19 protein-coding genes are annotated in these 21,410 nt (G+C 56.4%); 8 read left to right on the plus strand and 11 right to left on the minus strand.

Annotated elements, in window-relative coordinates; translation table 11 throughout:
- Positions 1–225: 225 nt before the first annotated feature.
- Genes nifS through nifU form a run of 3 tightly spaced genes read left to right on the plus strand, consistent with a single transcriptional unit; the run spans position 226 to position 2,053 of the window.
- Positions 226–1,434, plus strand: coding sequence for a cysteine desulfurase NifS (gene nifS, locus D5270_RS04815; RefSeq protein WP_166543015.1), 1,209 nt, complete (start codon positions 226–228; stop codon positions 1,432–1,434).
- On the plus strand, positions 1,418–1,615 hold the full coding sequence (locus D5270_RS04820; RefSeq protein WP_166543016.1) for a hypothetical protein: 198 nt from the start codon (positions 1,418–1,420) through the stop codon (positions 1,613–1,615). The genes nifS and D5270_RS04820 overlap by 17 nt, the downstream gene beginning before the upstream one ends.
- Positions 1,616–1,621: 6 nt before the next feature.
- Entirely contained in the window at positions 1,622–2,053 is a 432-nt protein-coding gene (gene nifU, locus D5270_RS04825) for a Fe-S cluster assembly scaffold protein NifU (protein WP_161472077.1), read from the plus strand.
- A gap of 60 nt (positions 2,054–2,113) precedes the next feature.
- Here the strand turns inward: nifU and D5270_RS04830 are convergent, their stop codons facing one another.
- The 5 genes from D5270_RS04830 to D5270_RS04850 all read right to left on the minus strand — a co-directional run bounded on the left by D5270_RS04830 (position 2,114) and on the right by D5270_RS04850 (position 5,228).
- The gene (locus tag D5270_RS04830; RefSeq protein ID WP_166543017.1) at positions 2,114–2,530 is read right to left on the minus strand and encodes a YjdF family protein; all 417 of its coding nucleotides are present in this window, start codon (positions 2,528–2,530) and stop codon (positions 2,114–2,116) included.
- A gap of 169 nt (positions 2,531–2,699) precedes the next feature.
- Complete coding sequence (locus D5270_RS04835) at positions 2,700–3,446, minus strand: YebC/PmpR family DNA-binding transcriptional regulator (RefSeq protein ID WP_161472075.1); 747 nt, start codon at positions 3,444–3,446, stop codon at positions 2,700–2,702.
- A gap of 41 nt (positions 3,447–3,487) precedes the next feature.
- Positions 3,488–4,075, minus strand: coding sequence for a flavodoxin family protein (locus D5270_RS04840; protein ID WP_166543018.1), 588 nt, complete (start codon positions 4,073–4,075; stop codon positions 3,488–3,490).
- A 62-nt stretch (positions 4,076–4,137) separates the two neighbouring features.
- Positions 4,138–4,638, minus strand: a complete 501-nt coding sequence (locus D5270_RS04845; RefSeq protein ID WP_166543019.1) for an NUDIX hydrolase — start codon at positions 4,636–4,638, stop codon at positions 4,138–4,140.
- A gap of 23 nt (positions 4,639–4,661) precedes the next feature.
- Entirely contained in the window at positions 4,662–5,228 is a 567-nt protein-coding gene (locus tag D5270_RS04850) for a manganese efflux pump MntP (RefSeq protein WP_166543020.1), read from the minus strand.
- An 89-nt stretch (positions 5,229–5,317) separates the two neighbouring features.
- Between D5270_RS04850 and D5270_RS04855 the strand changes: the two genes are divergently transcribed.
- The 5 genes from D5270_RS04855 to D5270_RS04875 all read left to right on the plus strand — a co-directional run bounded on the left by D5270_RS04855 (position 5,318) and on the right by D5270_RS04875 (position 11,390).
- A complete protein-coding gene (locus D5270_RS04855) occupies positions 5,318–6,385 on the plus strand; it encodes a branched-chain amino acid aminotransferase (protein ID WP_166543021.1) in 1,068 nt (355 codons plus the stop codon).
- Between the two features lie 95 nt (positions 6,386–6,480).
- Positions 6,481–6,978, plus strand: coding sequence for a hypothetical protein (locus D5270_RS04860; RefSeq protein ID WP_166543022.1), 498 nt, complete (start codon positions 6,481–6,483; stop codon positions 6,976–6,978).
- A 5-nt stretch (positions 6,979–6,983) separates the two neighbouring features.
- Positions 6,984–7,451, plus strand: coding sequence for a GNAT family N-acetyltransferase (locus tag D5270_RS04865; protein ID WP_166543023.1), 468 nt, complete (start codon positions 6,984–6,986; stop codon positions 7,449–7,451).
- A 152-nt stretch (positions 7,452–7,603) separates the two neighbouring features.
- A complete protein-coding gene (gene malQ, locus D5270_RS04870) occupies positions 7,604–9,166 on the plus strand; it encodes a 4-alpha-glucanotransferase (RefSeq protein ID WP_166543024.1) in 1,563 nt (520 codons plus the stop codon).
- Positions 9,117–11,390, plus strand: coding sequence for a glycogen/starch/alpha-glucan phosphorylase (locus tag D5270_RS04875; RefSeq protein ID WP_166543025.1), 2,274 nt, complete (start codon positions 9,117–9,119; stop codon positions 11,388–11,390). The genes malQ and D5270_RS04875 overlap by 50 nt, the downstream gene beginning before the upstream one ends.
- 141 nt (positions 11,391–11,531) lie before the next feature.
- Here the strand turns inward: D5270_RS04875 and D5270_RS04880 are convergent, their stop codons facing one another.
- From D5270_RS04880 to D5270_RS04905, 6 genes are all read right to left on the minus strand, one after another.
- Complete coding sequence (locus D5270_RS04880) at positions 11,532–12,083, minus strand: AAA family ATPase (protein ID WP_166543026.1); 552 nt, start codon at positions 12,081–12,083, stop codon at positions 11,532–11,534.
- 24 nt (positions 12,084–12,107) lie between these two features.
- A complete protein-coding gene (locus D5270_RS04885) occupies positions 12,108–13,799 on the minus strand; it encodes an FtsW/RodA/SpoVE family cell cycle protein (protein ID WP_243150151.1) in 1,692 nt (563 codons plus the stop codon).
- A gap of 13 nt (positions 13,800–13,812) precedes the next feature.
- Positions 13,813–14,478 carry an acyltransferase gene (locus tag D5270_RS04890; protein WP_166543027.1) on the minus strand — a complete coding sequence of 222 codons (666 nt, stop codon included), beginning with the start codon at positions 14,476–14,478 and terminating at the stop codon, positions 13,813–13,815.
- 35 nt (positions 14,479–14,513) lie between these two features.
- The gene (locus D5270_RS04895) at positions 14,514–15,278 is read right to left on the minus strand and encodes a hypothetical protein (protein ID WP_166543028.1); all 765 of its coding nucleotides are present in this window, start codon (positions 15,276–15,278) and stop codon (positions 14,514–14,516) included.
- A gap of 37 nt (positions 15,279–15,315) precedes the next feature.
- Positions 15,316–18,066: a preprotein translocase subunit SecA gene (gene secA, locus D5270_RS04900; RefSeq protein WP_166543029.1), complete on the minus strand. Its 2,751-nt coding sequence runs from the start codon at positions 18,064–18,066 to the stop codon at positions 15,316–15,318.
- An 86-nt stretch (positions 18,067–18,152) separates the two neighbouring features.
- Positions 18,153–21,248 carry a glycosyltransferase family 39 protein gene (locus tag D5270_RS04905; RefSeq protein WP_166543030.1) on the minus strand — a complete coding sequence of 1,032 codons (3,096 nt, stop codon included), beginning with the start codon at positions 21,246–21,248 and terminating at the stop codon, positions 18,153–18,155.
- Positions 21,249–21,410 lie beyond the last annotated feature (162 nt).

The following is a 21,410-nucleotide window of genomic DNA, read 5'->3' on the forward strand; positions in this document are numbered from 1 at the left end:
CCGTATCGCCCGAAGATATATATTGCTTATTGTACTATATGTTGCCGTCCCCTGTCAAGCCCGGCGGCAGTCCCGTTACCATATTCTAGGCTTCCGGCCACTCTTTTATGCCATTCTCAAAGAAAATTCATCCAGAGGTCTTGACAAAGTATACTAAAAAGGTATATATTTATCCTGTAAGGGCAGACTCCCCTAAAGCAGACCATCGAAAGGATGTAAAATATTATGGACCAAAAGCGAAAAGTCTATGCCGACAACGCCGCGACTACCGCCGTTTCAGAGGAGGTTTTGCAGGCAATGCTCCCCTTCTACAGGGAGATATACGGCAACCCCTCCAGCCTCTATGAGCTGGGCCAGGAGGCAAAGGCCCCTTTAGAGCAGGCAAGGGCGGACGTCGCCCAGTGCCTGGGCGCTAAACCCAACGAGATATACTTCACCAGCTGCGGCAGCGAGAGCGACAACTGGGCCATAAAGGGCGCGGCCCGGGCCCAGCGCAGAAAGCACGGAAAGACCCATATCATCACCTCAGCCTTTGAGCACCACGCCGTGCTGCACACCTGTGAGGCCTTGGAGAAGGACGGCTTCACCGTCACATACCTGCCTGTGCACGAGGACGGCCTTGTGCGCCCGGAGGAGCTTTCAGAAGCCATCACCGAGGATACAGCCCTGGTGACTATAATGTACGCCAACAACGAGATAGGCACTATCCAGCCCATAGAGGAGCTTGGCAGAATATGCAAGGAGCGCGGGGTGCTGTTCCACACAGACGCAGTTCAGGCTGTGGGCAACGTGCATATTGACGTAAAGGCTCAGAATATAGATATGCTCTCCCTTAGCGGGCACAAAATACACGCGCCAAAGGGCGTGGGCGCCCTATATATCCGGGCGGGCGTCTTCATCGAGAACTTCATGGACGGCGGCGCACAGGAGCGCGGCAGGCGGGCAGGCACTGAGAACGTGGCGCAGATAGTGGGCTTGGCAACAGCCATTAAACACGCCACTGAGACTATCGACCAGCGCATTGCCCGGCTCACCCCCATGCGGGACAGGCTTATAGAGGGCCTCTCAAAAATAGAGCGCTCCCGTCTGAACGGCAGCCGCGAGCACCGGCTCCCCGGCAATGTGAGCTTCTGCTTCCAGGGAATCGAGGGCGAAAGCCTCCTGCTCCTTCTGGACATGCACGGCATAAGCGGCTCCTCAGGCTCGGCCTGCACCAGCGGCTCCCTGGACCCCAGCCACGTGCTCCTCTCCATCGGCCTCCCCCACGAGGTTGCCCACGGCTCCCTCCGTCTCTCCTTCGGTGACTACAACACCATGGAGGATATAGACTATATTCTGGAGGTCCTGCCGGGGATAATTGAACGGCTCAGGAACATGTCCCCCCTTTGGGACGCCATCCGTCAGGGAAAGGTAAACTATGATGAATTTATGTAAAAAGCGCAGGCTTACCCCAAAGGTGCAGGCAAGGCTCCGCAAGGTCATTTTCCGGGCATTTATTCTGAGCCTGCCCACTCTCATTATAAACCTGATAGTCCAGGGGCGCAGGGAGTTCAGGGCAGAGCTTGAGACCAATAAGAAATATAAAATGCTTACTGACAAAGCTTTGAAAGGATGACTTATTATGGCATACAGTGAAAAGGTAATGGATCATTTCGCAAACCCCAGGAACGTGGGCGAGATGAAGGACTTCAGCGGCGTGGGCGAGGTCGGCAACCCCAAATGCGGGGATATCATGCGCATGTACATTAAGGTTGAGGGCGACACAATCACCGACGTGAGTTTCATGACCTTCGGCTGCGGCGCGGCAATCGCCACCAGCAGCATGGCTACCGAGCTCATTAAGGGCAAGCCCATAAGCGAGGCGCTGAAGCTCACCAATAAAGCCGTCATGGAGGCGCTGGACGGCCTTCCGGCGGTCAAGGTGCACTGTTCGGTTCTGGCTGAGCAGGCTATTAAGGCCGCGGTATCAGATTATTATACGCGCCTGGGGATTGACCCTGCGCCTATTGTCGGGGAGATTCCTGAGTGCGAGGAGTGCGGTTGCTCTGTCTGAGAATATTTAGGGGCTTTTCCAAAAGGAAAAGCCCCTATTTTTTGTCTATTATTCTGCCTCTCAGCGCCCCTTATGCTTGGCCTTCCGCTTCTGCCGCCTCAGCTCAAACTGCCGCTGTTTCTCAGCTTCCCTCAGCTCTCTGCCGCGCTGTTCCCGCTGGCACTTCATTTCCTCACGCTGCATTTGCAGCGCCTGCTGGGACTTAGTTCCAACACCCGAAGCTTGCAGCTGTTTTCCGGCAATGCGCTGCCGGCGCTTGGGATTGTCCGCGACCTTCCTTACAGGGCTCGCAACCTCCGGGCTGAACTTCAGCCTTTCGTAATCCCTGAGGATAAACTCCCAGACCTCACTGTCCTTTGGCTCGGCCCCGAAGATGTGCCTGCACACAGAAAGCCTGTCCCCAGACACCCGCTCAAAAATCCCGACCCAGAATTGTCCCTCAAAAAACACCGTCAGCCCCGCGCTCTGCCTGTTCATAACATTCCCTCCTGAAATTTGCTATGAACAGAGAACGGACAACCCGGAGGGGCAGGTTACTTACCCCGTCTGCAAAACGGGACGGCCGGGCTACCTACCGGCTCTGGCACATCTTTCGAGAGACGTGCGTTGCGTTTTTATCTCTGCTGTCTATTTTAGTTTTACTATTTTACTCTTCCTCGTCGTCCTCAGGGGCATCCCAGTTGTGCCAGACGTTCTGCACGTCGTCGTTATCCTCCAGAAGGTCCAGCATCTTCTGCATCTTTATGACGGTATCCTCGTCGGCAATGCTGGTGTAGGTGTCCGGCACCATCTCCACCTCAGCGGAGACAAACTCATAGCCCTTCTTTTCCAAATCCTCCCGGACGCCGCTGAAATCCGAGGGCTCGGTGGATATCTCGAACACGTCCCCGTCCGCGGCAAAGTCAGAGGCCCCGGCCTCCAAAGCGTCAGCCATGACCGTGTCCTCGTCCAGGTCCTCCCGCTCTACCACTATCACGCCCTTCTCCTTGAACATGAAGCTCACGCAGCCGGTGGTGCCCAGGTTCCCGCCGTACTTGTCAAAGGCGTGGCGCACGTCGGCGGCGGTGCGGTTGCGGTTGTCAGTTAGGGTCTCCACTATAACCGCCACCCCGCAGGGGCCGTAGCCCTCATAGGTGATGTTCTCGTAGTTGTCCGCATTGCCGTCGCCCATGGCCCGCTTGATTATGCGGTCGATATTGTCGTTGGGCACATTTGCCGCCTTGGCCTTTGCAATGCAGTCCCGGAGCCGGGAATTTGCCGCCGGGTCGCCGCTGCCGCCCTCTTTCACAGCTACCGCGAGCTCACGGCCGATTTTAGTGAATATCTTGGCCTTCGCGCCGTCGGCCTTCTCTTTTTTGCGCTTGATGTTGTTCCATTTTGAATGTCCAGACATATTAAAACCGCCTTACTCTTTGTAATATCCAGTCTATTTTATCACATATCCCCAAGGATTTCAAGGGCCAGGGCGCGGGCTTTTTGCTGGGCCGGGCCCAGATTCTTCCGGCCCAGGTCCGTGCCGTCCCACACGGCGCAGCCCCTTAAAGTTGTATTCATCACGCTGAAGGCCCGCTGAAGCTGGTGGGCCGTCACCTCCACGGGGAAGTCCTCCTCCTGGCCCATGGTGAGCAGCAGCACCGCGTCCCTGTGCTTCTTGACCGGCTGGCGTACCCCTAATGAAAACCTGGCCTCAAAGTACCGCTGGCTCCTGTCCAGCACCGCCTTCATTGGCGAGGGGAAGGAGTCGTTATACACCGGCGAGGCCACCACCAGCAGGTCGCACTTTCTGAGCTCCTTGTCGAACTTGTCCAGGTCATCGTATGTACACTTCTCCTTCTTGGCGCAGGCCCTGCAGCCTGTGCAGGGGTGGGCGTTCAGCTCATATACATTGGTCTCCGAAACCTGCCAGTCCCCACGGTCCTTAAACTCTCCCATAAAGCTGTCCAGCAGCATCCTGGTGCTGCCATGGGAGTTTGGCGAACAAAACAGCACCATCATATGCTTTTTCTGGTCGAACAGGCTCATATTCTCCCTCCTGACTGCAATAATCAGAGCAGAGCTTATTTTAGCACAAACCCCGGCGGGGGTCAAGCCTTGGGCTTCAGAATATAGCTGAGCGTCCCCACCAGCTCCCCGCTTTCAAGCATTCTCTCAATCTCCGAGAGCCCGGCCCAGCGTGTATCGCATACCTCCCCCTCGGCCTTACCCAGGTCGGCCTCCTCCTCAAAGGGGAACTCCCACACGTCTAAAATATCCCCGAAGCGCCTGCCGTCAACCCAGTCCCGGACTGTTGAAAACAGCAGCTCCCCCTGTTCCGGAGCCAAGCTTATGCCCAGCTCCTCCCTGACCTCCCGCACAGCGCCGGTTATGCTGTCCTCCCCCTGGAGCACCGAGCCGCCGGTAGTCTCCCACATGAGCGGGAAGGTTGGCCTGTCCGCTGAGCGCTGTGAGATTAGGTACTGCCCCTTCGGGTTTTTGAGCCAGATATGCACCACCAGGTGGAAAAGCCCCTCGGGGAGCTTTTCGCCCCGGATGTGGGTCTGCCCTGTTTTCACCCTGTCCCGGGTGTAAAGGTCCCATCTTTCCATAAAATTACCTCCTTAAAAGGTCCTCAGAAATTTATAACGCCCAAATGCTCCAAAAGTATCTTTGTGCCCATCAGAATAAGTATCACCCCGCCGGTTATCTCCGCCCGGGACTTGTACTTCGCCCCGAACACGCTGCCCACCTTCACCCCAGCCGCCGAGAGCACGAAGGTCACCGTGCCGATAAAGCCTGCGGCGGCGGTGATATTCACATCCAGGAAGGCAAAGCTCACGCCCACCGCCAGCGCGTCTATGCTGGTGGCAAGGGCCAGGAGCACCATTGCTTTCGGGGCCAGGGACCCGTCGTCCTCCTCTTCGCCGCCGGACATGGCCTCACGCAGCATGTTCCAGCCTATCACCGCCAGAAGCCCAAAGGCTATCCAGTGGTCCACAGCGGTTATGGCCTCCTTGAACTGCACCCCCACAAGATAGCCCAGCACAGGCATCAGCGCCTGGAAACCGCCAAACCACAGGCCCACCAGGGCCATGCTCCTATACCCGGCTCTGCGCATAGCAAGGCCCTTGCATATGGACACCGCGAAAGCGTCCATGGAAAGCCCCACCGCAATTAAAAACAGTCCCAACAAATCCATAGTATTTCCCTGCCTTTTTCCTTGCAATTTTCTTCCTAGGGTATTATAATATGTTACATCAATAAAGTAAAGAGGGAAGGTAATTTATCATGCTGGATATCAAGATTGAACGCACCACCGCCCCCAAGGAAAAGCCCGATGAGGACAAGCTGGGCTTTGGGCAGATTTTCACCGACCATATGTACATTATGGACTATAACGAGGGCCAGGGCTGGCACGACCCCAGGATAGTCCCCTATGCCCCCATAAGCCTTGCCCCCTCGGCTATGGTCTTCCACTATGCCCAGGAGATGTTCGAGGGCCTGAAGGCCTACCGCACCGATGACGGAAGGGTGCTGCTTTTCAGGCCCGACAGGAACGCCCAGCGGGCAGGAAACTCCTGTAAGCGCCTCTGCATCCCGCCGGTGCCTGAGGAGGATTTTATAGGGGCTATAAAGGCCCTTGTAGGCGTTGACCGGGACTGGATACCCACAAAGCCCGGCACCTCCCTTTATATCCGCCCCTTTATCATAGCCACCGACGAGCACCTTGGGGTGCACCCGTCCCTGAGCTACAAGTTTATAATCATCCTCTCCCCCTCCGGGGCCTATTACGCCAGCGGCCTGGACCCGGTCAAAATTTGGATAGAGGACGACTATGTGCGCGCAGTGCGCGGGGGCATAGGCGAAGCCAAGGCCGGGGGCAACTACGCCGCCAGCCTCAAGGCCCAGGAGAAGTCCGACGCAGAGGGCTACGCCCAGGTGCTCTGGCTGGACGGCGTCGAGCGCAAGTACATTGAGGAGGTGGGCTCCATGAATATCTTCTTCAAGATTGCAGGCAAGGTCGTCACCCCCAAGCTCAACGGCAGCATTCTCCCCGGCGTCACCCGGGCAAGCTGCCTGGACCTCTGCCGCCACTGGGGGCTGGAGGTGGAAGAGCGCCGCGTAAGCGTGGACGAACTGGTTTCAGCCGCCCGGAACGGCTCCCTGGAGGAGTGCTTCGGCAGCGGCACCGCCGCGGTCATCTCCCCTGTGGGCACCCTGCGCTTCGGCGACGAGGTAATGGAGATATCCGGCGGCGGTATCGGACCCCTAAGCCAGCGGCTTTACGACACGGTGACCGGCATTCAGACCGGGAAGCTCGAGGACGAATTCGGGTGGACGGTTGAGGTCAAATAAATATATCTCCTGGCCCTCCGGCTTGTAATGCTCTACGGCACAAGGCCGGTGGTCTTTAAAATCGAGCGTATCGATTATGAGTGAGGTAGCTTTCGATGGACAGTACATTCCAAAAGCTCATATCCCTAGGCCTTGACCTTAAGCGGTTAGGGCTCATGCAGCGGGAGGACAATGAGGGCTATTTCTGCACGCCCAAGGGTGCGGTGATACTCGGCTGGGCGGGCATAGACGGCATACATTACTGCCAGGTGCCGGGCCTCGGCGATACCGTGTTTGTTGTGGACCCTATGGACGGCGAGGACCCCGTGCACCCTATTGCCCGCAATATCACCGATATGCTCCGCCTGCTGCTGGTATGCGGGGATATGGCTGCCCCGGCACAGGCGCACGCCTTTCCCGATAAGCAGAGCTTCGGGGAGTTCCTCACCCAGTGCAGGCCCGATAATGAGACCCGGGATATACTTGACAGGATAGGCCGGGCCTTTGACATCAAGCCAATGCCCCTGCCCTACGAGTATGTAAAGGAGCTGCAGGCCTCCTTTGATTTGAGTGCGGTGCCGTATACCGACGAATACTATGAGGTTACAGGTTAGCAATTATGATAATCAGAAAAGCGGATACAGACGATATACCGGCCCTGCGGGAAATGTACAGGGAGCTGGAGGAGGACGCCGTAAGCTATCAGCCGGAGCATTTTGTGCTGGGGTACAGGGACGACAAATTCTTCCGGGACATTTTTGAAAGTGAAACTCAGGATATCCTGGTGGCTGAGACAGAGGGCAGAGTTGTGGGCTTCTCACATGTTATGATTCTGCGGCAGAAGGATGTGCCCTGCCTGAAGCCCCAGAGCCTAGTGTACATACAGGACCTGGATGTACGCTCCAAAATGCGCGGGCAGGGTATCGGCACGAAGCTCATGGACGCGAGCAAAGAGTACGGCGCTGCAAACGGGGCCGACTTTATCCGGACACAGGTGTTTCCCCAAAATACCGACGGGCTCAGGTTTTATGAGCGCTGCGGGTTTAGGGAGATGATGAAGACCATTGAGTGTGAGCTCCATCCATAAATGAGCTTTACCTAAGGCCCCTTATTTCGGGGCCTTTCTTCTTTTATAAAAATTTTCCCTAACCGCCAAAATATATGGAAAATTCCGGCGGGATATGCTATACTATTACTTAAATACATCGTCCCACTCCCTGGGAGATACGGAGGAAATTTATGCCAACACAAGAAAAATGGATGAAGCGGCAGGCCGGGATTCTGCTGCCGGTGAGCAGCCTGCCCTCGAAGTACGGTATCGGGTCGCTGGGGAAGGCTGCGCGGGACTGGGTGGATTTCCTTTCCCGGTCGCGGCAGAGCTTCTGGCAGGTGCTCCCAATGGGGCCCACCGGCTTTGGCAACAGCCCATATCAGAGCTTCTCGGCCTTTGCGGGAGAGCCCATCTACATCGACCTGGACCTTCTGGAGGAGGACGGGCTCATAAGCGGCAAGGGCCTTAAAAAAGCCGACTGGGGCAGCGACCCCGCCCGGGTGGACTACGACGCGGTGAGAAAGTCCCGGGAGCCCTTCCTGCGCAAGGCCTTCGGCAATTTCAAGAAGGACAAGTCCCTGGCCCGCTTCAGGAAGCAGAACGCCGCCTGGATAGAGGATTATGCCCTGTTTATGGCCCTGAAGTCCGCCCACGACGGCAGGCCCTGGTACCAGTGGGAGGAGGATATACGCCTCAGAACGCCCGCCGCCATGAAGAAGGCTAGGAAGGAGCTGTGTGAGGAGATAGACTACCATGTGTTCATGCAGTACCTTTTCTTCCAGCAGTGGGGCAAGCTCAAAAAATATGCCAACAAGAAGGGCATTTCCATTATAGGCGACACGCCAATTTACGTGTCCGGCGACAGCTCGGACGTTTGGGCAAACCCCGGGCAGTTCCAGCTGGACAGTGAGAACAACCCAACCGTGGTAGCCGGGTGCCCGCCCGACGCCTTCTCCGCCGACGGACAGCTCTGGGGCAACCCCATCTACCGCTGGGACACGATGAAGAATGACGGCTACTCCTGGTGGATAGACTGTATAAAAGCCAAGCTCTCCATGTTCGACGTGCTGCGCATAGACCATTTCAGGGGCTTTGAAAGCTACTGGGCCGTGCCGTACGGTGACGAGACCGCCAGGGGCGGCAAGTGGGTGAAGGGCCCGGGGTATGATTTTATCTCAGCCATAAACAAGGCCGTGCCCGGAGCCCCAATTATTGCCGAGGACCTGGGGTATCTCACCCCGGCGGTGAAGACCCTCTTAAAGAGGAGCACCTATCCCGGCATGAAGGTCCTGCACTTTGCCTTCACCTCCTGGGAGGACAGCAGCTACCTGCCCCATAACTACGGCAACCACTGCGTTGTCTATACCGGCACCCACGATAACGACACAACCTTAGGTTGGATAAGGCACGCCCCCGAGGGCGATTTGGAGATGGCAAAGGACTACCTGGGCTTCACCGACGAGAAGCAGGGGGTATGGTGCTTTATCCGTGCGGCTCTTACAAGCGTCGGCGGCCTTGCCGTTGTGCCAATGCAGGACTATCTGGCGCTGGGCTCTGAGGCCCGCATGAACACCCCCTCCACCGTAAGCCCAATGAACTGGAGCTGGCGCATGGAGAAGGGCGCAAATACCAAGGAACTGGCAGAAAAAATTGCCCGGCTTACCCTTATCACAGCCCGGGCGGAAATGGAGGAACCCAAGAATGATAAAAAAAGAACTGGAAAAAAGGCTGGGCGGAAAAAGTCTAAGTGAGGCTGAGAACGCCGAAATCTACTCCGCGCTCCTGGAGCTGACAAAAGAGCGGCTTGCACAGGCGCCGCGCATTTCCGGGGATAGGAAGCTCTATTATGTATCGGCTGAGTTTCTAATCGGCAAGCTCCTCTCAAATAACCTCATTAACCTGGGGCTTTTCGACCAGGTGCGGGAGGCGCTGGCAGAGGCCGGGAAGTCCCTCTCTGAGATAGAGGATGTTGAGCCGGAGCCGTCCCTAGGAAACGGCGGTCTGGGGCGCCTGGCGGCATGCTACCTGGACTCTGCGGCTACCTTAAACCTGCCCGCAGACGGCGTTGGTCTGCTGTACCACTTCGGGCTTTTCCGGCAGAGCTTCTGGGACCATAAGCAGTACGAGAAGCCGGACCACTGGCTCCCCACTAAAGAGTCCCCCGAATGCTGGGCCGAGAAGACCGATGTGAGCTTCACGGTGCCCTTCCCCGGCGGGGCGGTAAAGTCTGTAATGTACGACGTGACCGTCTCCGGCTATGAGGGCGGCGCCAACCGGCTGCACCTATTTGACCTGGAGACAGTGGACGAGAGCCTGGTCAATGACGGCATTGACTTTGACAAGACTGATATTGAGAAAAACCTCACCCTGTTCCTGTACCCCGACGATAGCGACGATAACGGCCGGCTGCTGAGGGTATATCAGCAGTATTTCATGGTGAGCAACGCGGCCCAGCTCATTATCAAGGAGCTTGCCGGGAAGGGCTACGCCCTGCGGGATTTGCACAAGCACGCGGTGATACAGATAAACGACACCCACCCCTCCATGATAATCCCCGAGCTTATCCGGCTCATGCTCAAGGACGGTATACACATGGACGAGGCCATCTCCATTGTGTCGAAGACCTGCGCATACACTAACCATACTATTCTTGCTGAGGCCCTGGAAAAGTGGCCGATACACTACCTGGAGCAGGCCGTGCCGGAGCTGGTGCCCATTATCCAGGAGCTTGACAAGAGGGTGCGGTCAAAATACAGCGACGAGGAGCTTGCCATTATTGACAAGCACAAGCTTGTGCATATGGCGAATATGGATATACACTACGGCTTCTCCGTAAACGGAGTGGCGGCCCTGCACACGGATATCCTCAAGGAGGCTGAGCTCAAGTGCTTCGCCGATATCTACCCGGAGAAGTTCAACAATAAGACCAACGGCGTTACCTTCCGGCGCTGGCTCATGCACTGCAACCCGGAGCTGAGCGAGTTTATCACCGTGAAGATTGGGGACGGCTGGAAGAAGGACGCGGACGAGCTTGAGAAGCTGCTGGAGTTCAAGGACGACCCTGCGGCCCTCGAGGAGCTTCTGAAGATAAAGGGCCAGAAGAAGGAGCAGCTCTGCGAGTATATGAAGGAGCGGGCCGGAGTGGAGCTGGATTCTGAGTCGGTGTTTGATATCCAGATAAAGCGCCTGCACGAGTACAAGCGCCAGCAGATGAACGCCCTCTATATTATCTGGAAGTATAAACAGATAAAGGCCGGGCATAAGCCCAAGAGGAAGCTGACGCTGCTGTTTGGGGCAAAGGCCGCCCCGGCGTATATTATCGCAAAGGACATCATACACCTTATCCTCTGCCTGTCGGATTTAATTGCAAACGACCCGGAGGTCTCCCCTTGGCTTGAGGTACGCATGGTGGAAAACTACAACGTGACCTGGGCCGAGAAGCTTATACCTGCCTGCGATATCTCAGAGCAGATTTCCCTTGCCTCAAAGGAGGCCAGCGGTACAGGCAATATGAAGTTCATGCTCAACGGCGCGGTCACCCTGGGCACCGAGGACGGAGCCAATGTGGAGATACACGAGCTGGTGGGAGACGAGAATATCTGCATATTCGGAAAGTCCAGCCAGGAGGTCATTTACCTGTATAAGGAGGGCGACGGCCGGTACAGCCCGTCGGAGTACTATCCTGTTGACCCGGAGATAGAGGAGCTTCTGGACTTTATTATAAGCCCGACGCTTATGCGTATGGGAGACCCGGAGAACCTGGGGCGTCTCTACCGGGATATGAGCCGGAAGGACTGGTTCATGGCGCTGCTGGATACAAAGGAGTATATCGCCGCCAAGGAGAAGCTCCTCACTGAATACGAGAACAGGCAGGCCTGGGCGAAGAAGATGCTGGTAAACGTAGCCAAAGCCGGGTTCTTCTCCAGTGATAGGGCTATCGCCCAGTACAACGACGACGTCTGGCACTTAAGGTAAAAGTTTCGTCCACCTTTTCAAAGGTGGCAGGGTGTGGGGCAGCGCCCCACGGTGTTGCCGTTGACTTGGCCTACGGCCAAGCCGGCCAAAATATAACCAAAAAAGTTAGGGCTTTTCCGAAAGGAAAGGCCCTAAACTCTTTTACAGCTCAAACTTATCTTTTATCATCTTAGCCACAACATCAGGCGGCAGCTGGGAGTTGTCTATCTTTATATAATTCTCAAAGGGTATCTCCCCATCAAAGCTCTCCAGCCGGTTGTTCGCATCGTCATTCAAAAGTCTCTGGTTCGAGAGCTCTATATCCCGCTTGGATGCCTTGTTTTTCAAACGGTTCTCTGTGGCATTGCGCTCAAGCCGCTTCTCCTGGGAGGCCACCAGCTCTACATAGTAGAATTCTGTACCGTAGGGGGCAAATATCTCCTTTATATGCTCTACATAGTCCCAGTCGCTCTGCTGGTCGAAGGCCCACATATAGGTGAATATCATGCCGTAGTTTCCGGTCTTGGCAAACTCCTCGAAGATGACCTCTCTCAGCCGGTTTATAGTATCCCGATAGAAGCCGCCGAAAATCTCTAACACCGGCTCGATAGTCATATGGTTGTGGAACAGCCGCAGGCCGGTTATCTTCATGAGCTCCTGGCCCACGGTCATCTTGCCTACGGCGGCGTTTCCGATAAGAAACAGCAGTTTCATAATAACTCCCTTTATTATATCATATCAGTGTTTTCCCGCGCGGCGCACGGCGTAGGTACGCTCGTCAGAGGCTTTGAGGAAGGCCATCAGCCCCCAGGTGGATGCCATGCTTGAGCCGCCCGCGCTGATAAATGGAAGGGTCACGCCAGTCAACGGCAAAATATCCGTCACTCCGAATACATTGAGACACGTCTGGAACAATAGCAATCCTGCCACCGCACATGCCCCGATGGAGAAGAAGGTGGACCGACTTCTGGTCACGTCGCTGCGGGCATAGAGGGTAAACCCCGCTATGCCCATTATCACTATAAGCCCCAAAAGCAGCCCCTGCTCCTCACAGAGCAGGCCGAAGACCAGGTCGCTGTCGGCGGCGAAGATGTGCTTTAAGTACCCCCGCCCCAGGCCCATGCCGAAGAGCCCGCCGCTGGCGGTGTAGGTGAGCACCCGGGTCTGCTGAATGCCGGTGTCATAGGGGTCATCCCAGACGTGGCCCCAGGCGCTGAAACGTCCTGCCACGTAGGGCATGAAGGTGAGTATCAGGAAGACGCCCAACGCCGCGGCAGCCAGAATAAGCACAATGGTGCGCACGCTGCCCGAGCGCATGAAGGCGATTATCAGGAAGGTGGCAAAGAATATCAGCGCCGTGCCCAGGTCCCGCATGAGGAACAGGAAGCCTATACAGGCCCCGGTGAACACCAGGAACTCGGTTATGTTCTTCCTGGTCTGGAGCCTGTCCAGGGTGGACGTGCCCACAAACACAAAGGCTATTTTTATAAACTCCGAGGGCTGTATGCTGATGGGCCCTATGTATATCCAGTTTTTAGAGCCAAAGCTGGTTGTGCCCAGAATAAGGTTAATCACAAACAGGCACAGGGCCCCTATGCCTATGGGCAGCCTGTATTTTGCCACACGGTCCATGTCATTCATGAACCATATGAGGAAACAGAACATTACAACGCCTATAAACATAGCGGCAAGCTGGGTCCGGGCCGCGCCGAGATTTGTAGCCGCCAGAAGGTTTATCCCGATACCCGACAGCAGATATGCTGCAGTCTCAATCTCAAAGCTTATACGGTGCTGGACAAACATGGAGTACGTGTATAGCCCCCAGCCCAGGACCAGCACGCCCAGCTCCGGCAGCAGGAGCATAGGGTCAAAGCCCTTTTTCGTCACACAGGCCTGGACCGCCATCATAAGGTGCACAATGGTCGCCATGAACATGAGAAAGAAGGGGCTGGCTGACTGGCCCCGCAAAAACGCCTGGAAGCGCCGCTTCTTCTCGGGCAGCTGGGAGGTGTTATAGAGTGTCAGGGTCACGCCGCCGAAGGTCATGCTGTCCCCAATGCGCACCAGCCTGGGCCCGCTTATCCTGCGCCCGTTCACAAGCACGCCGCCCTTGGAGCCGGTATCGCACACAAACCAGCCCTCCTCCCGGCGCATGAACACCGCGTGGTCCCTGGAGACCTCAGCCACCGGCAGGCAGATATCACAGCTGCGGCTGCGCCCAACGGAGTTCTCCCAGTACAGCACCGGGAACCTGGCCCCGGAGGCCTCGTCCAGCAGCATGACAACAGGGTCCCTCCTGCGCTGCCCGGCCTTAAAGGACGTGTAGCACCTTAGAGACACATACCCCGCCAGCAGCGGCACAATCATCCGCATTATGAGCAGCGCCGTTGGCGCCACTTCTGATTCAAAAAAAGCCCCTATCTGCTCCAAAACAAACCTCCGCTTATCTTATCCCGGCAATCTCTCCGGCGCGCTTATATATGCTGCTCTCCGGCACGGCGCCGCGCACCATTGACAATGGGTACACCCTGCTTCCACGGCCTATGACCGTACCGGGGTTCAGCACCGAGTTGCAGCCTATCTCCACATTGTCCCCAAGTATAGCCCCGAATTTCTTAAGGGAAGTCTCCACCCTGCCGCCTTCGGGCAGGGCTATTGTCACCAGTGACTTATCCTGCTTCACATTAGAGGTGATGGAGCCAGCTCCCATATGGGACTTAAATCCCAGGATAGAATCCCCCACATAGTTATAGTGGGGCACCTGTACATTGTCAAATATAATGACATTCTTAAGCTCCGTGGAGTTTCCCACCACGCAGCCCGCGCCTACCAGAGCGTTTCCCCTGATGAATGCCCCGGGGCGCACCTCGGTTTCAGGGCCTATAATGCAGGGCCCGGCGATATAGTTATTGGGATAACGCTTTACTGTCTTATGGAGCCAGACATGCTCCTCTGCCTGCTCATATTCATCCTTCGGAAGGGTCTCTCCCAACGCCAGTATAAACTCACCTATTTTCGGCAGCGCCTGCCATGGGTACTCGCATCCCTCCAGCAGCCTTGCCGCCGCGGTATGGGTCAAATCCAAAAGCTTTCCGGTCCTCAGTTCCATATGCTGTGCTCCTTCCAACGGTATCGCGGCGCCGCTTACTGGAATGCCAGCACCGCCCGGTCTATCTCGTCTATCTGGTTCAAATCCACCTGGAGCTCGCCGTTTTTGGTAAGCCTGATGTCTAAAACTATGGTCGTGTCCCCGCCGGCAAATTCCAGGGAAGTGAGCCTGCCCTCGCAAAAGTCCAGCACCCTGTCAACATAGAGCTCCGTGGCGGTCTTCAGCAGAGGCGTAGGCGCTGGGGTCGGGGTGGGCTCATCCTCCCCTTCTTCGCCCCACTCGCCATTTTCACCGCCGTCCTCCTGGCCCTCCCCATCATCCAGGTTCACCATGCTCTTGCTGTTGACCTCCTCCTGGGCCTGACTGCGGATAGTGGTAAACTGTTCCGTGAGCCCGGAGAAGCTGGTGATTGGGGAGACGGTGACATCAATGGTGTACCCTGTCTCCACCTTTACCTCGTCTGCAACCTGGTACCTGGTGCTCAGCAGGGCCTTCGCCATTATCTCCTCCAGGCGCTGCATCTGGGTATCGTCGGGACTGAGGCCGTAGGCGTTGCAGAAGTTTATTGCCGCGTTCTCCACGGTGGTGACATTATTCGCCTTTGCCGTGTCCTCAGTGGCCTGGATTCTGGCCATATATGCACGGTGGTCGTCGTGGTAGCTGCTGTCCAAAAGGGCCTGGATATAGCTTGACACGTCGTAGTCGTTAAATTCCTCCGAGGGCAGGAAATCACATCCCGAGAGCCCCAGGCATATGAGCGCCGAAAGCAGTACCGCCGCCCATTTTTTCAAAACTGTCATAACAGGTAATTCCCCTTTCATCCTCCCAAATTGCGTCTTATTCGTCGCGCCCGCAGCACTTCTTGTACTTTTTCCCGCTGCCGCAGGGGCAAGGGTCATTGCGCCCCGGCTTCTGGGCCTTCTTCACAGGCTGGCGCTTAATCTCACGGGTTCCCGCCCCACCTGTGCCGGTCTCCTTTGCAACCTGCTCCCGCTGGGGGGCCTCCTTGGTGCGCAGCCGCACGGTGAGTATGGCTTTAGCCGTCTGCTCCCGTATGGAGGCTATCATGGAGTCGAACATGTCAAAGCCCTCTAGACGGTACTCCACCACCGGGTCCTGCTGTGCGTAGGCCCTGAGGCGTATACCCTCCTGCAGCTGCTCCATGGCGTCGATATGGTCCATCCACTCCTGGTCCACAGTCTTCAGGAGCACGACCCGCTCCAGCTCCCGCATGACCTGGGGGGTGAACTCCTCCTCGCGCCTGTCATAAAGCTTCTGGGCCTTCTCCCACAGGAAGCTCTTGGCAAACTCAGGGGCAAGGTCCTCAAGCTCCCTGCCGCTATAGTTCAGGTCCTCCCCGCTTATGAGCCAGCCCATGTAGTATTCCCGGAGCCCCTGCAAATCCCAGTCCTCGTGGGGTACATTTTTGGGGAGATAGGTGTTCACCCTTTCGCCCACGGCCTCCTCTATCATCTTGAGTATGGCCTGCTTCATATCCTTTCCGTCCAGCACCTGGTCCCGCTGGCCGTAGATTATCTGCCGCTGATTATTCATAACCTCGTCATACTGCAACACGTTCTTGCGTATGCCAAAGTTCCTGCTCTCCACCCTGCTCTGGGCGTTCTCAATAGCGTTTGAGACCATCCCGGCTTCAATGGGTATATCGTCGTCCATCCTGAACCTTTCCATCATGTTATAAAGCCGCTCGCCGCCGAAAAGCCGCATTAAGTCGTCCTCAAGGGAGATATAGAACCTGCTCTTGCCCGGGTCCCCCTGGCGGCCGGAGCGGCCCCGGAGCTGGTTGTCAATACGCCTGGACTCGTGCCTCTCCGTACCGATTATATATAGCCCACCCAGCGCCTTGACCTCTTTCGCCTCGGGAGCTATCTGCTCCTCAAACTCCTTATTGAGCCGCGCAAACTCGGCCCTTGCCCCCAGTATCTCCTCGTCCTCCGTATGGCTGAACGCCGTGGCCTCCACCAGGAGCTCGTCGCTGTAGCCCTTCTTTCGCATCTCGGCCTTGGCCATAAACTCCGCGTTGCCCCCAAGAAGTATATCCGTGCCGCGGCCGGCCATGTTGGTGGCGATGGTGACTGCCCCCCTGCGCCCGGCCTGGGCCACTATCTGGGCCTCCTTTTCGTGGAACTTGGCATTTAGGACCTGGTGCTTTACGCCCCGCTGCTTCAAGAGCTTGCTCAGGGCCTCGGATTTCTCTATGGTGATGGTGCCCACCAGCACCGGCTGGCCCTTTTCGTGGTGCTCCACGATATCGTCTATCACCGCCCTGAACTTGGCGTCCACGGTCTTATACACCACGTCCGGGCAGTCCTCCCGGACCATTGGGCGGTTGGTGGGTATCTCCACCACGTCCAGCTTGTATATCTCAGAGAACTCCTCCTGCTCGGTCATGGCTGTGCCGGTCATGCCCGAGAGCTTTTCGTACATCCTGAAGTAGTTCTGGAAGGTGATTGTTGCCAGGGTCTTGCTCTCGCGGGCCACCTGTACGCCCTCCTTGGCCTCGATAGCCTGGTGCAGGCCCTCGTTGTACCTTCTGCCGTACATTAAGCGCCCGGTGAACTCGTCGACGATTATAACCTCGCCGTCCTTCACCACATAGTCCTGGTCCCGGTGCATAATGCCCCAAGCCCTTATTGCCTGGTTTATGCGGTGTTGTAAAAGAATATTCTCCGGGTCCGTCAGGTTGTCGATATGGAAAGCCTCCTCTGCCTTTTTCACGCCCCGGCGGGTGAGGGAGCAGGTCTTGAGCTTTTCATTGATGATGTAGTCATACTCGGCGTAGAGCTCGTCGTTGTCCTCCTTGGCGTCGGTCTCCTTGACGCGTATAGGCTTGAGCCTTCCTGCAAAGCTGTTGGCAAGGGCATAGTATTCGTCGGCCTTCTCCCCCTGGCCTGATATAATAAGGGGCGTGCGGGCCTCGTCTATCAGAATTGAGTCCACCTCGTCCACTATGGCGTAGTGGTGCCCTCGCTGAACCTTGCGGTCCTTATAAATCACCATATTATCCCTAAGGTAGTCGAAGCCGAACTCATTATTTGTGCCGTAGGTGATGTCGCAGTTATATGCCGCCTGCTTCTCTTCGGAGTTCATGCCGCTCATGGCAAGGCCCACGGAGAGCCCCATAAAGTTGAAGACGCGGGCCATCATCTCGCCCTGGTACTTGGCAAGATACTCGTTGACAGTGACAATATGCACGCCCCTGCCCGAGAGTCCGTTTAGATAGGCCGGCAGGGCCAGTGTAAACGTCTTGCCCTCACCGGTCTTCATCTCGGCAATTCTGCCCTGATGGAGTATCACGCCGCCCTGTACCTGCACCGGGAACAGCCTCTTGCCCAGCACCCGGTCCATAGCCTCCCGACAGGCCGCGAAGGCCTCGGGAAGTATGCTGTCAAGGCTCTCGCCGCCCTCCAGCCGCTTCCTGAGCCTGGGGGTCTCCTCCTTGAGCTCGCCGTCTGAGAGCCCTCTATATTTCTCCTCCAGCCCCAGCACCTTGTCCACCATGGGCTGAATGCGCTTTAGCTCCTTCTTGCTGTAGTTTCCGAAAAGCTTTGTAAGGAAATTATTTGCCATATGAGTTTTCCTTTCTTTTATCTCGTAAAGCCTATTATACCATGCCTGCCCCGCAGATTGCAAGAAAAGCAACAGTTTATTTACATTTAACCGAAGTACCAGCTCTCAAACAGCGCCAGCTGCCCGGCGTACTCCCTTGTGGTGGGCGCGCCGGAAATCACAGGAAAGTATATCATAAAGAGCACTACACAGCCCAGGGCCATGGCCCCCATCAGAAGCTGGGCCCACTGTACCTCTACCCTTCCCCCAACAGTAACTCTCCCGCTGAGCCTGCCTCCCTCTGAAAGCCGCTTAAAGAGGGCCAGCAGCGCCAGCACCAGGAAGGGCACGGCGGTGAAGTAGTGGTAGATAAACGTCAGCCTCGGCACCAGCACCCAGGGCAGGTATACCGACATAAAACCGGTGAGCGCCACGGCGCAGTACACGCTCCTTTTTCTCAGCCACTCCCAGGCCGCCCATAGCAGCGCCGGCAGGCAGCCCCACCAGAGCAGGGGATTTCCCATAGAGGAGATGGTACTGTAATCCCCAAACTCATTGCAGGGGTCGGAGCTGAAAAACCAAATGGGGCGCACTACCAGGGGCCAGTCGTACCAGGGGGAGGCAAAGCTGTGCTCAGCCACAAGCCCCGAGTGGTAGTTGAACATTGTGGTCTGGTAGTTCCAGAAGGCCCAGAGAATATTGTCCCTGTTATGCGGCAGCGTGGTCATAGGCAAATAGGCGCAGAAGTATATCCCAAAGGGTATGGCAATATACAAAAGACAGCACCAGCCGCAGAGTATTCCGCAGCGTCTAAGGGCCGGGGCAAGCCCTCCTTTCTCCTTGTCCTCATACCAGCAGGTGTGTATTAGCTTGCCGAAAAACAGCACCGCGAGCCCCACCGCTCCATAGGCCGCTGTCCATTTTGAGGCCACGCCAAGGCCCATGAACAGTCCACCCAATGCCAGCGGCAGAAGCAGCTCCCTAAGCCTTGCGCGCACTATGTCCTTGTACATAAAGTGCACCATGGCGTCGTACATCAAAAGCAGGAAGAACACGGAATAGGTGTCGATGGTGGCTATTCTGGTCTGGGTAAAGTGCATGAAGTCAAAGGCGAACATCAGCGTCCCTAAGGCGCAGAGCCAGGTCCTCCCAAACAGGTCTTTACACAGATGGTACAGGGCCGGGAGCATCAGCACCCCGAAGAGCGTCCCCATAAACCGCCAGCCGAAGGGGTTTAAACCGAACAGCCGTATACCAAGGGAGATTATATGCTTGCCAAGCGGCGGGTGGGTGTTCTCATAGGGCTCCAATCCCAGGATATGCTCATATGCTGTCCTGGCGTGGTATATCTCGTCAAAATAGCTGGAGTTCTCATAGGTCTTATAAAGGGGCACCTTCTCCTGCTCGTCTGTGAGGAGCCCGGCCCCCGGGCCTGTGGCCTTAAGCTCTGGTATGCCGTCTGAGCCCGCGGGGGCTATTGCCATCTCGCTCACGGTCACAGAGCCGTCCAGGGCCGTCACCCGCACGAACCTCCCCGGAACCTCCAGATACTCCCGGCACCAGGCAAACACATAGCCGTTCCCAACCTCGCCGCAGTCCTCCCAGGTGACCCCGTCCTCGCTTGACTCTATCCTCATGCTTGAGCCCACCCGACTCCTATAGTGTGAGCTGTCCGGCTCAAGCCCGGGAAGATAATATATGATATGGCAGGTGCGGTCCGATTCCAGCACCACGCTCTGCCCCTCCTCCGGGGTCCAGTTGGTGGTTGGCAGCACCGCCCCGCCCAGGTGCCAGAAGGCCGCTGCGCCGTACACCAACGTAATGCTCACCATCAGCGCCCAGTCCAGCCCTGACATCCTCCTGCTTTCCGGCGGGACTATTACCTTTACAGCCCAGCCCTCAAAAAATTTTTCGCCGGGCTCCGGCTCCTTTATCTCCTCTCTGATATAGACACAATACTCTGTCCAGATAAGGTAGATTAGAGCCGCAAGCTGCAGCAGGGCTATCACTCTTCCGGGCTGGCTGTTGGGGTCATAGTTATTGCCCTTCTCACGGAATATCCAGAGGGTATAGCTAACATTGAGATAATTCGCCCCGGCCATGAAGGCATAGGCTCGAAGGAGCCGCTTGTCCCTGGCGAAGACATAGCTGAGCAGTATAAACAGGAACGCCGGGAACAGATACCTCTCGTGCATTTTCACGGCGAAGATATATACTATTCCCATCAGGAGAGGCGCGGCGGCAAATACCGCGTCCCTTCTTTTAGAGAGCAGTATAAGCCCCCCGCAGGCCGCCGTGGCTGCCACCGGCGCCGCCCAGGTGAGCGCCGCGCTCTTTATGCCGCCGGGAAGCCCCCACCAGTTGCGGCCTATAAGGGTCCAGAAGTTGTGGGCGTTTACAGAGTAGTAGTTATAATAGTCCATCGTGGACTGGTACTTCTGCACCAGCCACCAGTAGTTGAAATTTTTAGTGAACGGGGCCGCCACAAGGAGTGCCGCAGCCACGGCGCACATAATCCCCAGCCCAAGCCCAAGCCATTTGCGTCTCTTTATAGCGAAGAAGATAAACATTGGCGCGAATACCAGCATTTGGGGCTTACAGATTATTGACAGGCCATATAATATCCCCGAGGGAACCCAGCCCTCACCGTATAGCAGCAGCACCGAGGCCAGCAGTATCATTGTGCAGAAGGAGTCCGCCTGGCCCCACTGGGCTGAGTTCACGAACACCGCCGGGCAGAACAGATACGCCGCTGATACCAGCAGCGCCGCCCTGTCCCCCAGCTTCTTCCTACCAAGCCAGAGCAGCACGCCGCCGCATACCAGGTCCGCGCCTATGGAGGGCAGCTTCATTATAAGGGTATACATCTGCCCCTCCCAGGCCAGGTGTGTAAACTGGCGTATCTTCTCAAGGAGCATCAGAATATAGAGATACCCCGGCGGGTAGTCCAAAAACATATCCTGCTCATATATCTCAGAGAAGCCCACCCTTGAGAGGGTCATGCCCCAGGACTTGAAGGTGTCCATATCCACGCTGAAGCCCTCGGACCAGTACCCCAAATGCAGCCGGAGCAGAAGCGCCGCCAGTAGCAGAAGCCCTCCCCATACCGGGAAGCTCATGCTTCTGTCCTCCTTCTGCCTTCTGCCGCAAAGCAGGAGCATAAGGCCGCAGAAGCCCGCGCAGGTATATATAATGCCGCTCATCCCATGTTCTCCTTTGTGTATTAGTAATAAGTTAAAAGCAATTTTTAAGTTTTTGATTTTTTACATATTTCTTATTGACTATTTGCCCGATTTAGTGTAGACTTCACATATGGGGCCGCTGGAAAAAGCCCCCAGAGAGTACATACCATAGTATAGTGCTTT

Origin of the sequence: Acutalibacter sp. 1XD8-36 (assembly GCF_009917525.1) — a bacterium.
Lineage (GTDB): Bacteria > Bacillota > Clostridia > Oscillospirales > Acutalibacteraceae > Acutalibacter.

Excerpts from the sequence above, each read along its gene's own strand:
- malQ (WP_166543024.1), top strand. The coding sequence starts at position 7,604 with ATGCCAACACAAGAAAAATGGATGAAGCGGCAGGCCGGGATTCTGCTG.
- D5270_RS04860 (WP_166543022.1), top strand. The coding sequence starts at position 6,481 with ATGGACAGTACATTCCAAAAGCTCATATCCCTAGGCCTTGACCTTAAG.
- nifS (WP_166543015.1), top strand. The coding sequence starts at position 226 with ATGGACCAAAAGCGAAAAGTCTATGCCGACAACGCCGCGACTACCGCC.
- secA (WP_166543029.1), bottom strand. The coding sequence starts at position 18,066 with ATGGCAAATAATTTCCTTACAAAGCTTTTCGGAAACTACAGCAAGAAG.
- D5270_RS04850 (WP_166543020.1), bottom strand. The coding sequence starts at position 5,228 with ATGGATTTGTTGGGACTGTTTTTAATTGCGGTGGGGCTTTCCATGGAC.
- D5270_RS04880 (WP_166543026.1), bottom strand. The coding sequence starts at position 12,083 with ATGAAACTGCTGTTTCTTATCGGAAACGCCGCCGTAGGCAAGATGACC.
- nifU (WP_161472077.1), top strand. The coding sequence starts at position 1,622 with ATGGCATACAGTGAAAAGGTAATGGATCATTTCGCAAACCCCAGGAAC.
- D5270_RS04895 (WP_166543028.1), bottom strand. The coding sequence starts at position 15,278 with ATGACAGTTTTGAAAAAATGGGCGGCGGTACTGCTTTCGGCGCTCATA.
- D5270_RS04905 (WP_166543030.1), bottom strand. The coding sequence starts at position 21,248 with ATGAGCGGCATTATATATACCTGCGCGGGCTTCTGCGGCCTTATGCTC.
- D5270_RS04890 (WP_166543027.1), bottom strand. The coding sequence starts at position 14,478 with ATGGAACTGAGGACCGGAAAGCTTTTGGATTTGACCCATACCGCGGCG.
- D5270_RS04830 (WP_166543017.1), bottom strand. The coding sequence starts at position 2,530 with ATGAACAGGCAGAGCGCGGGGCTGACGGTGTTTTTTGAGGGACAATTC.
- D5270_RS04820 (WP_166543016.1), top strand. The coding sequence starts at position 1,418 with ATGATGAATTTATGTAAAAAGCGCAGGCTTACCCCAAAGGTGCAGGCA.
- D5270_RS04855 (WP_166543021.1), top strand. The coding sequence starts at position 5,318 with ATGCTGGATATCAAGATTGAACGCACCACCGCCCCCAAGGAAAAGCCC.
- D5270_RS04875 (WP_166543025.1), top strand. The coding sequence starts at position 9,117 with ATGATAAAAAAAGAACTGGAAAAAAGGCTGGGCGGAAAAAGTCTAAGT.
- D5270_RS04835 (WP_161472075.1), bottom strand. The coding sequence starts at position 3,446 with ATGTCTGGACATTCAAAATGGAACAACATCAAGCGCAAAAAAGAGAAG.
- D5270_RS04865 (WP_166543023.1), top strand. The coding sequence starts at position 6,984 with ATGATAATCAGAAAAGCGGATACAGACGATATACCGGCCCTGCGGGAA.
- D5270_RS04840 (WP_166543018.1), bottom strand. The coding sequence starts at position 4,075 with ATGAGCCTGTTCGACCAGAAAAAGCATATGATGGTGCTGTTTTGTTCG.
- D5270_RS04845 (WP_166543019.1), bottom strand. The coding sequence starts at position 4,638 with ATGGAAAGATGGGACCTTTACACCCGGGACAGGGTGAAAACAGGGCAG.